Consider the following 16,340-nt stretch of genomic DNA (forward strand, 5'->3'; position numbering starts at 1 on the left):
ACGGCTAGCGCGAGTTTTGTAACTCGTGCCGAGAAACAAGTTAAAACTATTTGTGAATTCGTGGCAAAAAAAGGTATCAATTTGAAGCTTTTCTATTGAATAAAATTTGTATTTACAGTATTACTTTTTAGATTAAACCGAAAACCGAAAAACTCTAAATGTAAAATGTAAAATGTAAAAGTTTTCAATTGTTGAATCATTCAATTTTTAATTCAAAAAAACGGCTAGCGCGAGTTTTGTAACTCGTGCCGACAAACAAGCTAAAAACCATTCGTGCATTCGTGGCAAAAAAAGGTATCAATTTGAAGCTTTTCTATTGAATAAAATTTGTATTTACAGTATTACTTTTTAGATTAAACCGAAAACCGAAAACCGAAAACCGAAAACCGAAAACCGAAAAACTCTAAATGTAAAATGTAAAATTTTTCAATTGTTGAATCATTCAATTTTTAATTCAAAAAAACGGCTAGCGCGAGTTTTGTAACTCGTGCCGATAAACAAGCCAAAACTATTCGTTAATTTGTAGCAAAAAATGTATCAATTTGAATTTTTTCAATTGTTGAATCTTCAATTTTTTAATTATAAAACATGACAAAACAAGAATTAAAAAAAGAACTATCTAAATTAGGATTAATAGATTCTGATTATTCTTTAAATGAAGGACTAAAAATTGATGCCATGATTCTTGAAAACCTTGATGGATTATGGAGACTTTTTTATTATGATGAAAAAGGACAAGAAAGTTCAATAACGTATCATAAAAATGAATCAGAATCCTATGAATATCTTTTAAAAACATTTAAAGACCAACTTAAATTATTAAAAAAAGATACGTTTAGATAAACTTGAAAATTTAAAGCTTTTATCAGTACCAAGTAGAATCCAGCGAAAGCGACAAAAAAATAAAGAAAATACCCTTTCAATGATTCAATTTTTTAATCCTTTAGTCACGCTATACTTCTCATTCCCAGTTTGCCACAACAAAAAAGAAATAATATCGGCAAGTTCTTCACGCTTACTTTTTTGGGTGCGATCAAACCCGTGACCTTCGGAAAAATTTACAGACAACAAAATTGGATTGTCAGAATTGGTAGCAGCTTGCGTACGTGCAGCAAACTTAGCAGGTTGCCAAGCGGCAACTCTAGAATCATTCAATCCGGCGGTTAATAAAATTGCGGGATATGCGGTTTCTTTCTCAACATGATGATACGCGTCCATTTCTAACAATGCTTCAAACTCGGTGGAATCTTTAATAGTTCCGAACTCTTTCATATTATTTTGACCATTTGGCGCAATCTCAGAACGCAACGTATTCAACAAACCAACTCTAATTACGGCAGCGGCGTATAAATCGGGTCTGGCTGTAACAGCGCGTCCAATAGTAACGCCGCCAGCACTTCCGCCCCAAATTGCAAATCGTTCAGGAGACGTATAATTTTCTGAAATTAAATACTCAGAACACGCAATAAAATCTTTCCAGCTATTCGGTTTTGTCGTTTTAAATCCGCCTTTATGCCACGTATCACCTTTTTCGCCGCCGCCGCGCACATGTGCAACTGCATAAATGCCACCTTCACGAATCCAGTGTAACAAATACGGATACAACATAGGCGCGTTTATCCACTTATACGCACCATAACCATTCAATAACATGCGGTTTTTGCCATCTTTCACCATTCCTTTCTTATAAATGATTGATAATGGCACTTGAATTCCGTCGTGAGATGTGATTTCAATCTCTTTTACCACAATATCTTCCAATTCTGTATAATCTATAACAGGAGTCAAATTCTCTTCCTTAAAAGCTTTCGTATCGCTTTCATAATAATACCTGTTTTTATGACTTATCCAACTTTCAACTTCAATCCATAAATGCGGAAAGTTTATTCCAATCGTAGATAAACTAATACTTCCAGACGATTTTGGCAATTGGATCTCTTCAATAGTTGCATCTTTTAAATGATACAAACTCGCGCGTACGCCATTTTTAGTAGTTGTATAAAATAATCCTTGTTTGGTAATTGTAAAATCCTTTAAAATCTGATCTTTTTCTGCAGGAATAATTTCGGTTGGCATATCAAAATTTAAACTATCAAAATCAGTTTTGTAAATGCCAAAATTTGATGCTTTTTGTGCGCTCAAAAAGTAAATTTCATCAGCATATGGAATAAATTTTTCAACCTTATGTTTCTTCTTAAAAAGCGGTTTCCAGGTAACGATTTTCTTTTCTAATTCGGTTATTGGCGCGTAATAATAATCCTTAAAACCAATGCCGCCAACTCTACCAAACATATACTTTTGATCTTTCCCAAAAATATTCACAATAGGAAAATCTGCTGCACTCAAATTAAGTTGCGGATGTGTTTCTTTTGAAAAAATGATCTGTAAATTTTTTGGATTTTCGCCTAAGCGATACAACACGGTTGCGGAATTTAAAATATAATTGGGAGACGTTGTGTCAATCGTTGGAATATGTAAATATATAAAACCAGAATCGTCCGCCAACCAGTTGATTCCGCCCAATTCAGATGGCCAACAATGGTCAATAACTTCTTTGTTAAACTGTTTTTTTTCTAACTCATACACCACAACTTCTGAGAATTCTTCATCGTTTTTAGTAAAACCAATGGCTATTTTTTTACCATTCCAGCTTGGCTGAAAATAATTAATAATATATTGATCTTGCGAAGTTGATTTATAATCTTGTGAATTAAAAATTTCAGTTTCTTCTCCATCAACTCCTGCTCTGAAATAAAGAATAGTTGCCTCTTGATTTTCTGAATACTTCAAGTAATAATAAACATTTGGTGAGACTATTTTTAAGTCAAAAATAGTTTCTGAGCGCAATTCGTCGTACGCTTTCATCTTTTTCAATAATGCATCTCGTCCCGAAATATTTTGAAGTATCTCTTCTGCATATGTATTCTGAGAAGACAACCAAGAAAGTACGGTTGTATCTTTTAAATTTTCCAAATATTGATATGGATCTTCAATCTCTTTTGAGAAATAAGTATCAATTACAGGTTTTTCCACTGTAATTTTAGAGTGATTTTCATTCTCAATACATTGAATCAACAATACGGAAATTAATAGGTATATGATAAATGAATGCTTCATTAATGATTGAAAAAAAGATAGTATTTATGTGAAATGTAAAATGCTACATCAAGATATTTTACACGATATCTGAAATAGCATTTTATGATATGAAAAAAAAGTAATATAAAATTTTATTCTATTGTGTGTCTATAGTATCGCCTCCACAATTGTAAGTACAAATTTCATTTGTATTACAATTATCAGTTTCTTTTGGAATTGAACCGCCGTACAAATTATTAATGTCTCCTACTTTAGCGATGTTTAATTTTGATAAATTTAATTTCCCGAAGTTTCTTTTAGTAGTTTTCATAGTGTTAAGTTATTTTTGATTACGATGTAAATGTAGTAGAAAACTATACATAATAATAATGAAGTATGGTGGTATTTACAAATATCACGATGAAAATTAAAATTTAAAATATTGAAAATTAAGTAGTTATAACAGATTTTTGATTTTCAAGTTGTTTTAGGAAGTATGACGGATTAATGCCCGTTTTTTTGTGAAAAGCAATAGAAAATGACTGTGCATTATTAAAACCAACTTCCAAAGCAATGGCTTTTATTGTATAAGATCGGAACACTTTATTCTCTTTAAGTTGCGTAATTGCATAATCAATTCGTAACTCATTCATGTAGTTTGCAAAGTTCATACCTTTGGTCATATTGATAATTTTTGACAAATAGGTACTATTAGTATCTAACTCTTTTGCGAGTTTTGTTTGCGTGTAATTCTTTTTAGTGAATCGATGTGTATCTTCAAACTTTTGCAGTTTAATCAAAATACTATCAACAATTTCTTTTGGCAATCCAAGATCTTCTTTTTGGGAAACAGCTGCAGTTATCTTTTCAATTAAAGGTGTTTCATTTTCATTTTCTTTCAGAACTTTTTTCTGCTCGTATTCTTCCATTATTGAATCAAAACGTTTTCGTTGCACTACATTTCTTCGGAAGAAGTAAAAAACGACAAGTACTAACAACACAGAAATAATAATAAGTGCAATAACTATCTTTTCAGATAAGAAATTTTCATCTTTCAATTGACTAATCAATTCTTCTTTTTGACTAATTAATTCCTCAGTTTCAGACAATATTAATGGAGTCTCATACTTTTGGACAATCTTTTTTCCTAAATTTTGATATTCATCTGTGATAATTTTGTCTACTGCCAATAACTTCTCAATCACCGCCAATTGTTTTTCCGCATCTTTAGCGGCTTTATGTTCCTTATTCAAAAGTTCGTATGCTTCTCTAGCCTGAAAAACTACTTTTGGTTTTTTCTGATAAATAGAATCTATCTTATATAAATACGTAATTCCTTCTTCCGTTTTATTTTGTTTCTTCAAACATCGATAGATATATAAATAATTAGAACACAAGGTTTTTTCATTCGTCTTTAAGAATTTTGTTGCCTTCAACAAACTGTCCATTCCTTTGGCGTAGTTTTCCTTATAATAAGAAGTAATTCCATAAGAAGTTAAAAACCAAGGATACAAATACTTATTCGGATGTTGCAAACTTGCTTTAATTCCGCGTTGGTGTACAACTTCCGCAGAATCGAGCACACGATTTTTATTATACGAATCTGCCAATGCAAACAACGATTTTAAATACTGATCAGAATCTTTTTTCTGAAAATCATTTTTGAGAATAAACGCAATATTATCTTGAAAAATTTGTAATGCTTCTTCGCGTTCTTCGCTTACATTTTTTAGCAATCCTATATAATGTTTAATAGAAATTTGCTGTCTAATATTCTTATTCGCCAACGCCATGTCATTAGCTGTAGCAAAATTATTGAGCGCGTCGTTGTATTTTGAGTTGTAATATAATTGGATTCCTTTTTTCAAATAACCTTCCGCCGGATAATTGTCAAGCTTTGTATTTTTGGTTAACAAAATAATACTATCTGTATAAAAAATTGCTTTTGGTGTGTGACTGTAATTTGATATCAACAACTCATAACCTTCTACAATTCGTGCTACGTCGTTGGCTTCTTTGGCTTTCGCCAGAAATAAAGTAGCTGCATTCAATGCTTCTTTCGAATTCTGTGACGAAGCGCTGAATTTGGATTTAAGGTCTTCAAAAGTATTAGCACTTTGCTGAGAAAATGCTGAAGTCGCACAACATACAATTAAAACAAGAGCTGCTAAAAAAGAAATGAATGACTTTCTGTGTAGAAAAGATGTAGGTAAACAGAAAAAAGAAGCTAAATTTTGGGTGTAATTTTTCACTTTTTTTGATTTTTTTTTGAATCGAACATAAAAAGCATTTAAAAAAGGATTTTTATGTTTAAAATTCAATGAAAATTGTGAGATAACAACTACTATACTATCCAATAAATCAAAATAGTCCTGTAAAATCGTTATAAACGTGCATAAATATATAGTTTTTTCAGACAATAATGACACTATCAATGAATGCAAGTAACCACAAGGAAGTTTCGAAAAATTTCTTTCATGGAATTTATAAATACGGAACGTGATATTTATAAAACCCAATATGAATCACTTGATAAAGAGAAAATAACGCCATTATTTAGCAGTATTAAACACAAACAATCAATGATAATAGCGAACCCAAAAAAACCATAAAATAACAAATTAGCATATGAAAAACTTACACCATGAAACTTAGCCAATAAAGGCTTTAAGCAATAAAAGCCGAAAAACTAGAAGCGTATAAAGAGGAGTAAGTTACCTCTTTATATAGTAATTACCTTTACAATAATTACAACTTCTATATTTTGATTACAAGACTAAAGGCTGTTTAACCATAGCAGCCTTTAGTCAATCAAAAAAAGAAAAACATAAAACCTTTAATAGCCAAAATTTAGTAGCATATAACTATAATTTACATTAAAGTGTTTAAAAAGAGTGCTGATTTCAGCGCTCTTTTTTTGTGCCTAAAACGCTGTGAAATAGCAAAAAATAGGAGTCTTTAAAATTGGTTGAAGAACATCTTATTTTAGTCAAAAATAAGTGTGATGAGTATAATCAAAATCCAAACGATAAAAATTCCGAACACTGGCGCAATTGTCCAAATTATCTTCCTTTTCCGAGAAACAATAGTTGATTTCCAAATGATAATTAGTCCAATTACATACAAAGGAATACTGATTATAACTGCAAATGGATGAATTCCAAAAATTGCTCCTAGTACAATCAAAAACTTCCCAAAGCTTATAATTTTATGTGTTGTTTTCGGAGTTTCCATGTATTCTTTTGGGTAATTTTAAATATAATTCTTCTGCAAGAAAAACAATTTCCATCAAAACTATTCTTTTCTAGGCTTCCGCCAGATGAAACTCGGCATAATTTGTTGTTTTCGTTAAAATAGATCACACTTCAACTTTAGAATCGTACAATATTCCAGAAAAATCATCTCAAAAACTACCTGGAATCAAAAAAACAGAAAATAGATAACGGAAACTTTTCAAAGAGAACAATTTCTTTCCAAAAAGAAGTTCAAAAAAGCCACAAACGATCACATTTTGCCATTTTTTCTTCAAACAAACCCAAAAAACGCAGAAAACATAAAAAAAGCACTCAATTTTCTTTTTGCCACAAGTGGTATTTACAAATCAATAGCTTCATAAACCCTTATTTTACGCCTATTTCACTCTTTTTTTAGCAAAACAAAAAAGAACACTACAACTCCTTGAATTTATGAAAATTATGCCTTTTTCGTCCGTCAAGCCAGTGTTTACGTAAAAACCGATACAAAGTAGGTACGTGATATTTATAAATCAGGTGGTTGTATTTACAAATGGCAATAGTAAGTGTTTGAAAATGTGATAATTGCGTCGTTAATTGCAAATGTAATTTTGTTGCAACATTATACAAGGCGGTTGCCGAAAAGCCTTTAAAAAAAAGAGTACGCAATTAATCAAACCTTACTTATTATAAACCATTAAATAGAAAAATTATGAAAACTAAAATCTTTTTACCAGTAGTAGCAATGATCAGCTTAATGCTTTTTTCTTTTACAACAAACACTACGAACGAAAGTTCAGTAAGAGAATTAGCCGATGGAAACTTCTTATTACAAAATGTAGCATTAGAAGACGGAGATGTATTCAGATTAGATGAATTAACAGAACGTATCAGTATCAGTGACCAAATCAATGAAGAATCTGCAGCACGTGGAATCTGGATTTTCAGAAACAAAACACATGATGATACGAAGTTTACGCAGAAAACATTCATCGGAGGTTCAATGAGTGCAGAATTAAACGAAGAAGATCTTCAAATTGTTGAACAAGCGCATGGTGAAATCAATGAAATGATGCACCGTTACATGAACAGATAAATTGTAGCACACCTAAACTTTAAATAATACCAATTATAACCAAAATCAAAAATTAATCAAACCTTTAAAATTTAAAATTATGAAAACTAAAATCTTTTTACCAGTAGTAGCAATGATCAGCTTAATGTTATTCTCTTTTACAACAAACACTACAAACGAAAGTTCAGTAAGACAATTAGCCGATGGAAACTTCTTATTACAAAATGTAGCATTAGAAGACGGAGATGTATTCAGATTAGATGAATTAACGGAACGTATTAGTATCAGTGACCAAATCAATGAAGAATCTGCAGCACGTGGAATCTGGATTTTCAGAAACAAAACACATGATGATACCAAGTTTACACAAAAAACTTTCATCGGAGGTTCTATGAGTGCAGAATTAAACGAAGAAGATCTTCAAATTGTTGAACAAGCGCATGGTGAAATCAATGAAATGATGCACCGTTACATGAACAGATAATCTCTGATTTATGAATCCATTCAAAAATACCTTCGTGTGTGTCACACTAATCGTCATTCAATTATTCTGTTTATTGTTTATCAATACACATGGATTAATAAGAGATTATTATACGTTGACAAACCCAGATGTGACAGACGTAAAGGCATTAAAAATAGGGCATGCTATTGAGAGCAGCCCTATTTTTAAAACATATGCCAACTACACAGGAACAGATGCCGGATACGGTTTTTACTCTCCAAATGTAGGTAGCGAATTTGTAATGTCCTTTGCAGTTGTGGATTGTGATGGTAAACTATTAGGAGAACATCAAGCTCCAATAAGTTTGCAACAAAAAGAAAGTAAAGTGCGTTTTAACCTCTGTACATTTCCAATGATGGAAAGAATTATGTTAGATGAACCAAACGAAATTTACGATAAATATTTTGAAGTCATGATGCATCAAATTGCAAAAAACATCAATGATTCTTATGAAACAGGAAGTAAAGTAATCTCAGAAATTTACATTCACCAACCTGCTCAAATACAAGAAACATTAGATGGTAAAACCGAAAGACTTGCGCTTTTAGAGCGTTACACATTTAGATTCTAAAAAAACTACAGCACCATGAATACTTTGCAGTTAATCAAATCAAAAATACATACATTCTTCTTCAAAGAAGATAATACCAAAGGATCATTTATTGCCTTTTTCAGAATAGGAACAAGTGTTTTTATCCTTATCCATTTAATGAGTATCATATTGGATTTCAGTAAGTTATTTGGAAAACAAGGAATTATTCCGCACGATATTCGCGAATTTTTTCTGTCCAATCAAATGATTTCATTCACACAAATCATTACCTTTTTTGAAAGTTACGGAATTTCAGAAAGTGTGACAACAAACGGATTTATAGGAACCTTTATTTTCTTTCTGTTGGCATTAATGTTTGGATTATGTACACGGTTTTCTGCGATAATGACGTTGCTTTTATACAAAGCAATATATTCAGGAACATATATTTACGGAATAGATGGTTTCATGGTGACATCATTATTCTACTTAATCATATTTCCTTCAGGATATTTTCACTCCATCGACAATCTTATCTTTAAAAAGAGAGATCGAAACAACTTAAATGTAACCTTATTCAAAAGACTTTTACAATTCAATGTTTGTATGGTATATTTCTATGCAGGACTTTCTAAAATGATGGGAATTACGTGGTGGAATGGAGAAGCTATCTGGAAATCTATTCACTTATGGAGCGCCAATAGTATTTTTAATATCGATTTTACATTCTTGGCAGAAAACTCATATATACTAACTGTAATGGGTTGGAGCGTTTTACTAATTGAAACTTTATACGTAATCTTTATATGGATTCCGAAAACCAGAAAAATATGGTTGTACAGTACGTTAGCAATGCATGTTGGAATCGGAATATTCTTAGATTTATACTTCTTTGCTTCTTTCATGATGTTTTGGAATGTAACGGTATTTTACATCAGTGAGCCAATGCCAGAACTAAATATTTCAAAATACTTTGTCTTTTTCAAGCGAAGAAAAGTGCAGCCACAAAACGTAACACTAGAAGCTTTAAACAGCTAGTTATGTGGAATCAACTATTAAAAAATCATACGATTATAATGTATGATGGAACTTGCGGATTTTGTAACGAATATATTCAATTTATTCTGGACAGAAATCCTTCACAGAAACTCAAATTTGTTTCGTCACAGTCAGAAACTGGACAACAACTAATCAATTTACTAAACATTCAAGGATTTACGACTTCCATAATTGTCGTGCAAAACCATCGATATTACAAAAAATCCACAGCGATTTTTAAAATCATGAAACAACTTGGAACATCTTGGAAATACGTAAGTTACTTGCAAATAATTCCAACATTCATCTCAGATTTTGTGTATTCGATCCTATCAAAATACAGATACAAATTAGCAAAGCAACATTGCAGGCTAATTTCTAAAGAAGAACAACATTTCTTTCTTTAAAGCAACACATCATATCAGAAATTAGATCAAATTTAAAAAAATAGCAAACGCTCATTTTATAGGATTTACACATCTAATTCATCCTAAAAACGATTCCATGAAAAGGTACATTCTCATACTATACCTGTTACTTTTGGCTACGACTGCAATTGCGCAGAACATATCGTACGAAATCAAAGGTTCTGTAAATGGTGTAATGGATAGTATTCCTTTAGAATCGGCAACAATATACCTGCAAAATAGTAAAGACAATGCCCTCTTAACCTACACTACTTCCAACCGAAAAGGAGAGTTCTCCCTAAGTGGTAAAACTTCTTTGAAGAATGCCACGCTCTTCATTTCTTATGTTGGAAGTAAAACATTTTCTAAATCGATTACGTTACAACCTTCTATAAATTTAAAATCAATATATCTTGAAGATACTTCTATGTTAGACGCGGTAATGATAAGCTCAAAAGCACCTGTTACCATAAAACAAGATACCTTAGAATTTAATCCTAATTCGTTCAAAACCAAACGAAATGCCAGTGTTGAAGACTTTATCAAAAAATTACCTGGCGCGCAAGTAGATGATGAAGGAAACATTACTGTCAACGGAAAAAAAGTGGACAAAATACTAGTCAACGGGAAACCTTTTTTCGCAAACGATCCGACGATTGCTACACAAAATTTGACCAAAGAAATCATAGAAAAACTACAAATTACAGACTCAAAAACGAATTCTGAAGCCTTTACAGGAGAAACTGGCGACGGAAATTTTAAAACGATCAATCTTGTGATCAAAGAAGAAAATAACAAAGGTTCGTTTGGGAAACTTTCCACAGGAATTGGCGATAATGATCGGTATGAAATTTCAGGAAACTACAACAAATTCAACAACAATAGAAACATTAGCGTAATTGGTACTGGCAATAATATCAACGCGCCAAGAGTTGGTTTTGGTACCAAAGGAATTCGGACATCTCGGAAAGGTGGTTTTACATATGCTGATGAACTCATTAAAAACAATTCATTATCGGTAAATTACGTATATTCTGATGCGCAATTTGAAAACAGACAAACGCAATTTACAGAATACATAGTTCCAGATGCGCCTTACTTTTCTAGTGCAACTTCACGATCAAAAACAGACAATAGAAGTCATGCAGTCGATGTACAATATCAAGCCACTATTGATTCTACATTTCATATAGATTTAGTATCAAGTTTTACGTATTTGCCTGGCGAAAACAGTTATCAAGGCAATTCAGAAACATTTGATGAATCTCAGGAATTAACGAATGCTTCAACAATAAATGCCAACGGAACGGAAACGCAAAAAGAATTTAGAAACGCGTTATATCTAACCAAAAAAATAGGAGACAAAGGCGCATTTATAAAAGTGCGTCTCAACCAAAGTGCTGCTGATTTTAATAGAGATGATTTTACAGCTTCTGAATTGTTTTTTTTCAATTCGACAACGGACGATATCATTCGAAATCAATTTACAAACACAGACGATCGTGGAAGTTCATTGAACACAGGAATTACATTCAGATTGCCCATTGTTGGACGAAAATTATTTGTAGATTTTACATACGATAACTATCATCGAAAAGAAGAAAGTGACAAAGCTGTTTTTGATTTTAATGAAGATCAACAAGCGTTTTCGACATTCAATACCGAATTAAGTTCTGACTTTATTTATCGTAATAACGCGATGATTCCGAGTGTGGAATTAAACTATAAAAACGAAAAAATAAAAGCGTTTATCAATTTCGATTATGCGTTCCGAACTTTGGAAAATAAAGATCGATTGCGACCCGAATTCGACATCAAACAACGTTTTAAGATCTTTACATATTCAGGAGGAATTCGGTATAAAATCAGCCGAAAAACGATTATAAATACTGGAATTGGACTTACAAACTCCATTCCGTCATTATCGCAATTGCAATCGTTTACCAATGTTTCCAATCCGTTAAATATAACGCGTGGAAATCCAAACCTAAAACCTCAAAATCGATACAGTATTCATGTAGATTTTAGAACGAATAACTTTCAAAAAGGTTATGGATTATACACGCGACTCAAAGCAAATTTTGACACTAACAGAGTTGTTTCAAAATATACAATTAACGACGATTTGGTACGCGAAACAACGTTTGTAAACGTAGATGGAAATTACGGATATCACAGTTATTTCAATCTATACAAAAAAATAAAATTTGATCAAACACGCGTCATGCGAATCAATTTGAATGGTTCTATAAATACAACAAAACGAATTAATTTCAATAATGACAGTCGTTACAATGTGAAAACAACGAATTATATGCCTTCACTCGGATTTGATTTTGAATGGGAAAAAGCGTTCGATTTCAATGTAAATTACAATTGGAAGTATTCACAAACCAACTATTCTCTTGACGGTTTTAACAATCAAGAAATCATAACACATGAGCTCGATTTTTACACAGCGACACAAATTTTTAAGAATCTGAATTGGGAAAATAATGTTCGATATGTTTACAATCCGAATGTTTCCAACGGTTTTGACAAATATGCGTGGTCGTGGAACAGTTCATTAACATATAGTTTTTTGGATGACAGCGCAAATATATCGCTCAGAGTATATGATTTGCTCAATCAGAACATCAACACACGCCGAATTGTAAATACAGATTACATTCAAAATACGCAAAGCCTCATATTGCAACGATTTGTAATGCTTTCGCTTGATTGGAAATTTAATTCTTTTAAGCGGAAATAAAAATCTACGTTATGAAATTTGATTTTAGCTACAAATCTTATAAATTTAACAAGATTAAACTTTAGCTATTTTCTAAGGTTGTATATAATAGGAATTTCGTATATATGTTAGGAGCAATTAAAAAATATCGAACTAAAGAATGACACCTGAATACCGAATTGAAGCAGAAAAACTAATTAAAGAATATCTAGGTTCATATGATGATATCAAGGAAATTGTTAATATCAAATGTGAAGAAACATTTACTGATTTGGATGTTGTTATTAATGTTTGGAATGTTAAAACTGAAAATGAAGCATATTGGTTAGTAGAAGGTGGTTCTACACCTATGAATATGTACACTCAAGGAGCAAATTATTTATCAGCTGACGAAGCATATTCTTTCCATATGGGTTTAACTCAAAGGTTAGCCAAAAGATATCAAAATGAATTTAAGCATATAATTGACGAGATACCATTAAATATTGAGCATTTGAAATCTATTAATCGAAAACTAAAGATGGCTTCAGAAAAATTAGATATTCATCTAGAGCCTGAAGAGTTTCAATCAATAGGACTATTATGTAGAGAAAGTTTAATTGATTTGTCAAAAGAATTATGTGAACGAAATCCCCAGTTGGTAAAAGAGAAAGGATTAAAAAAGGCAGACTTCAAAGGTGTTTCTAATGCTTTTATTGATTATTATATTCCAGGAAATCAAAACTCGGACTTAAGGAACTACTCTCGTAAAATGGTTGATAGTGCTTGGAGTTATAATTCAATGATTGTTCATTCTCAAAATAAAAAATATCCTGATGCTAAGATTGCATTACTTTTTACTTCAGCGACAGTAAGTTTAATTGAGAACCTTTTTTATAAACATTTAGGATTTGACCAAGAATTAGCATGTTCAGAATGTGGTAGCTTACAAATCGAATTTTTAGAATATGAAAAAGATAAAATAAAACAGATTTGTAAAAAATGTGAACACGAAGAAAAAATAATATTTGCAGAATAATAGCTTCTGTAACCCATTATGTTCTTAAATAATTACAAAGGTTTTCATTTTCGAAATCAATTAAACAAATACTACTTCAACTTATCCGCAAACAACTTTCGTAACTTCGTCAACTTTGGTGTAATCACATAATTACAATATCCTTGTTCTTGATTTTCTCTATAATAATTTTGATGTTCTAGTTCAGCTTCAAAAAAAGGTGGCAAAGCGGAAACTTCTGTAACAATTGGTTCGTCATAATACGAAGCCATTTCTTTCATCACAATTTCGGCAGTTTCACGTTGTTTCTCATCATGATAAAAAACAACGGAACGATATTGTGTTCCAACATCAGCGCCTTGTCTATTCAAAGCTGTAGGATCGTGTGTTGCCATAAACATCACTAAAATCTCTTGAAACGAAACAACAGTAGCATCAAACGTTACTTGAATCACTTCGGCGTGTCCCGTAAGTCCTGAACAAATTTCACGATACGTTGGTCTTCCAGGAACTGTTCCGCCAGCATAACCGGAAACAACTGTTTCAATACCTTTTATTTCCTGAAAAACGGCTTCTGTACACCAAAAACATCCGCCACCAATAGTGGCAGTTTCTATATTTTTATTCTCCATATAATTATTCTCTTAATAGCATGACACATGACAAAGATACTTATAAAACGGTTTATATAATATCTCAAAATGCGCTTTACAGGACTATTAGTCGCAGAAACTTTAAAAACTTAAATTTAGAGAATTTAAAGACATTTAAATGTCAATTTTCACCGTATCACCTCAATAAAATCAATGATTTTGACAGTAAGCCGTCATCAAAATTTACATTCACCTACAAAAAGTATACATTCATCGAAGGTTTAGTAGTTGTTGTCTAATAGATAGGGTTTTATGAAATAGAGATAGTATATTTGACCTTAACTTTTTTTCATGGTTAAAGTAATTTATTGGTTATAAATTATTTCCCTTATTACCCTAAGACCCCAAATAACATTAACCAATTTTTTTTTGGTAAAAGAAAAGAGCTTCCGCAAGGAAGCTCTTTTTGATTAGTGAAACTCCATTTTGAGAAGCCGATAAAGGCGCACTCAAAATGGTAAGTTGAACTAATTCCCCTGAAAAGGGGAATCTTCTCCAAATTTCCAGTTAGGTTTTTAAGAATTCATATTTTTAATCTAACAATCTAACAATCTAACAATCTAATAATCCAACACCGTTACCTTGAAAAAGTCTCATATCTCATGTCTTTCAGCGTAGCGGTCTCATGTCTTTTTACTGAGCAACCAAAACCATATACTGCCAAGGCTGTAAAGCAACATCTTGTCCTTCTCTAAAAGTTACCATATCACCATTCATATAATTTGAAAAACTTCCAGCAAGATCAATTTTTGTAATAACTGCTTCTTTCGAAAGATTTCCAATATAATACACTTTTTTTCCACCTTTCTCACGCTTAAACGCCAATACATTAGCAGCTTTGCTTGTTGAAATTTTAGTATAAGAAGCGGCATTTTTTCCACCATTCAATGCTGCATTTGAAGCTTTCAAAGAACCTAACTTCTCTAACAGCGTCCACGTTTTTCCTTTCTCTTTTGGAATCTCATCCTTCTCAAAAAACTTCAAACGATGTTTCATATCATATTCTTGTCCTGAATAAATTAACGGCATTCCTGGTGCAACAAAACTCAATGCTGTAAACGCTTCAGCACCTTTTCCCATGCGTTCTTCAATAGTTCCATTCCAAGAATTCTCATCATGATTCGTTACAAAATTCATCAAAATATCATTGCGTTCATACAACGAATCAATCTGTTGCATGCGTTTGTCCCAATCAGCAACAGTTTCTTCACCTTTTGCAATATGATTCATGCGGTGATGTGTGTCCCAACCGTACGCCATATCAAACAAATTATTTTTCAACAACTCAGGTTCCCAAGCTTCTGCAAGCATAAAAATGTCTTTAGTTTCTCGCAATTTCGGAATTGCTTCTTGCCAAAAATCTGTCGGAACCGAACCTGCAACATCGCAACGTAAACCATCTACATTTTCCTCTGTCAACCAAAAATTCATATCTTTTATCATCGCTTTGCGCAATTCTTTATTGTCATAATTCAAATCAGCAACATCTGCCCAACCAACAGGAATTCCATCTTCATTTAACGGATCGGTAATTTCGCCTTTGGCATTCTTTGTATAAAATTCTGGATTTGTTTTCAGCCACGTATGATCCCAACCTGTATGATTTGGAACCCAATCCAAAATCACATATATTCCGTTATCATGCGCAGTTTTTACAAGTGCTCTAAAATCTTCAATAGTTCCAAACTCAGGGTTAATTTTAGTGAAATCTGAAACGGCATAATAACTTCCCAAATGCTTTTTACGTTCCTCGGGATCTTCAATTTTACTTGCAAAATCACCGCCAGTAGCCTTTCGTTTCGTCTCCGAAATTGGGAAAATTGGCATCAGCCAGATGATTTTTACGCCCAAATCTTTCAACTGCGGAATATCTTTCGTAAACGCATCAAACGAACCTTCTTTTGAATATTGACGAATATTTGCTTCGTAAATAACTGCGTTTTCTAGCATTTCATCAGAAACTGCAGCAATCGTTTTTTCATTGATTTCTGGAGTTTTCTCAGCTTCTTTCTTTTCCGTTTCACACGAAATAAAAAGAAATAGTGTAATTAAAAATAAAGGGATTTTCTTCATTATACGTTAGTTTATAAA

At 32.1% G+C, this 16,340-nt stretch carries 14 protein-coding genes; 8 read left to right on the plus strand and 6 right to left on the minus strand.

The window, feature by feature from the left end:
* Positions 1-588: 588 nt before the first annotated feature.
* On the plus strand, positions 589-843 hold the full coding sequence (locus tag IMCC3317_RS15300) for a hypothetical protein (RefSeq protein ID WP_160130364.1): 255 nt from the start codon (positions 589-591) through the stop codon (positions 841-843).
* An 84-nt stretch (positions 844-927) separates the two neighbouring features.
* On the opposite strand, the gene IMCC3317_RS15305 is transcribed toward IMCC3317_RS15300, so the two are convergent.
* The 4 genes from IMCC3317_RS15305 to IMCC3317_RS15320 form a co-directional block, all read right to left on the minus strand.
* Complete coding sequence (locus IMCC3317_RS15305) at positions 928-3,117, minus strand: prolyl oligopeptidase family serine peptidase (protein WP_160130365.1); 2,190 nt, start codon at positions 3,115-3,117, stop codon at positions 928-930.
* 118 nt (positions 3,118-3,235) lie between these two features.
* On the minus strand, positions 3,236-3,409 hold the full coding sequence (locus IMCC3317_RS15310; protein ID WP_160130366.1) for a hypothetical protein: 174 nt from the start codon (positions 3,407-3,409) through the stop codon (positions 3,236-3,238).
* Between the two features lie 118 nt (positions 3,410-3,527).
* Positions 3,528-5,330, minus strand: coding sequence for a helix-turn-helix domain-containing protein (locus tag IMCC3317_RS15315; RefSeq protein ID WP_160130367.1), 1,803 nt, complete (start codon positions 5,328-5,330; stop codon positions 3,528-3,530).
* A gap of 733 nt (positions 5,331-6,063) precedes the next feature.
* Complete coding sequence (locus IMCC3317_RS15320) at positions 6,064-6,312, minus strand: hypothetical protein (protein WP_160130368.1); 249 nt, start codon at positions 6,310-6,312, stop codon at positions 6,064-6,066.
* Positions 6,313-7,023: 711 nt separating this feature from the next.
* Between IMCC3317_RS15320 and IMCC3317_RS15325 the strand changes: the two genes are divergently transcribed.
* From IMCC3317_RS15325 to IMCC3317_RS15355, 7 genes are all read left to right on the plus strand, one after another.
* The gene (locus IMCC3317_RS15325; protein WP_160130369.1) at positions 7,024-7,407 is read left to right on the plus strand and encodes a hypothetical protein; all 384 of its coding nucleotides are present in this window, start codon (positions 7,024-7,026) and stop codon (positions 7,405-7,407) included.
* Between the two features lie 79 nt (positions 7,408-7,486).
* Positions 7,487-7,870: a hypothetical protein gene (locus tag IMCC3317_RS15330; RefSeq protein WP_160130370.1), complete on the plus strand. Its 384-nt coding sequence runs from the start codon at positions 7,487-7,489 to the stop codon at positions 7,868-7,870.
* Between the two features lie 10 nt (positions 7,871-7,880).
* A complete protein-coding gene (locus IMCC3317_RS15335) occupies positions 7,881-8,462 on the plus strand; it encodes a hypothetical protein (RefSeq protein ID WP_160130371.1) in 582 nt (193 codons plus the stop codon).
* A 15-nt stretch (positions 8,463-8,477) separates the two neighbouring features.
* Entirely contained in the window at positions 8,478-9,461 is a 984-nt protein-coding gene (locus IMCC3317_RS15340) for a hypothetical protein (protein WP_160130372.1), read from the plus strand.
* Positions 9,462-9,463: 2 nt separating this feature from the next.
* On the plus strand, positions 9,464-9,868 hold the full coding sequence (locus tag IMCC3317_RS15345) for a thiol-disulfide oxidoreductase DCC family protein (RefSeq protein ID WP_160130373.1): 405 nt from the start codon (positions 9,464-9,466) through the stop codon (positions 9,866-9,868).
* A 97-nt stretch (positions 9,869-9,965) separates the two neighbouring features.
* Positions 9,966-12,620 carry an outer membrane beta-barrel protein gene (locus tag IMCC3317_RS15350; protein ID WP_160130374.1) on the plus strand — a complete coding sequence of 885 codons (2,655 nt, stop codon included), beginning with the start codon at positions 9,966-9,968 and terminating at the stop codon, positions 12,618-12,620.
* A gap of 139 nt (positions 12,621-12,759) precedes the next feature.
* A complete protein-coding gene (locus IMCC3317_RS15355) occupies positions 12,760-13,617 on the plus strand; it encodes a hypothetical protein (RefSeq protein ID WP_160130375.1) in 858 nt (285 codons plus the stop codon).
* Between the two features lie 71 nt (positions 13,618-13,688).
* Here the strand turns inward: IMCC3317_RS15355 and msrA are convergent, their stop codons facing one another.
* Both msrA and IMCC3317_RS15365 read right to left on the minus strand, forming a co-directional pair.
* On the minus strand, positions 13,689-14,228 hold the full coding sequence (msrA, locus tag IMCC3317_RS15360) for a peptide-methionine (S)-S-oxide reductase MsrA (RefSeq protein WP_160130376.1): 540 nt from the start codon (positions 14,226-14,228) through the stop codon (positions 13,689-13,691).
* A 654-nt stretch (positions 14,229-14,882) separates the two neighbouring features.
* Positions 14,883-16,322 (minus strand): alpha-amylase family glycosyl hydrolase, encoded by a 1,440-nt coding sequence (locus IMCC3317_RS15365; protein ID WP_160130377.1) that lies wholly within the window; start codon positions 16,320-16,322, stop codon positions 14,883-14,885.
* Between the last annotated feature and the right edge of the window lie 18 nt (positions 16,323-16,340).

The sequence above is a fragment of the Kordia antarctica genome (genome assembly GCF_009901525.1).
In the GTDB taxonomy this organism is placed as follows: Bacteria; Bacteroidota; Bacteroidia; order Flavobacteriales; family Flavobacteriaceae; genus Kordia; species Kordia antarctica.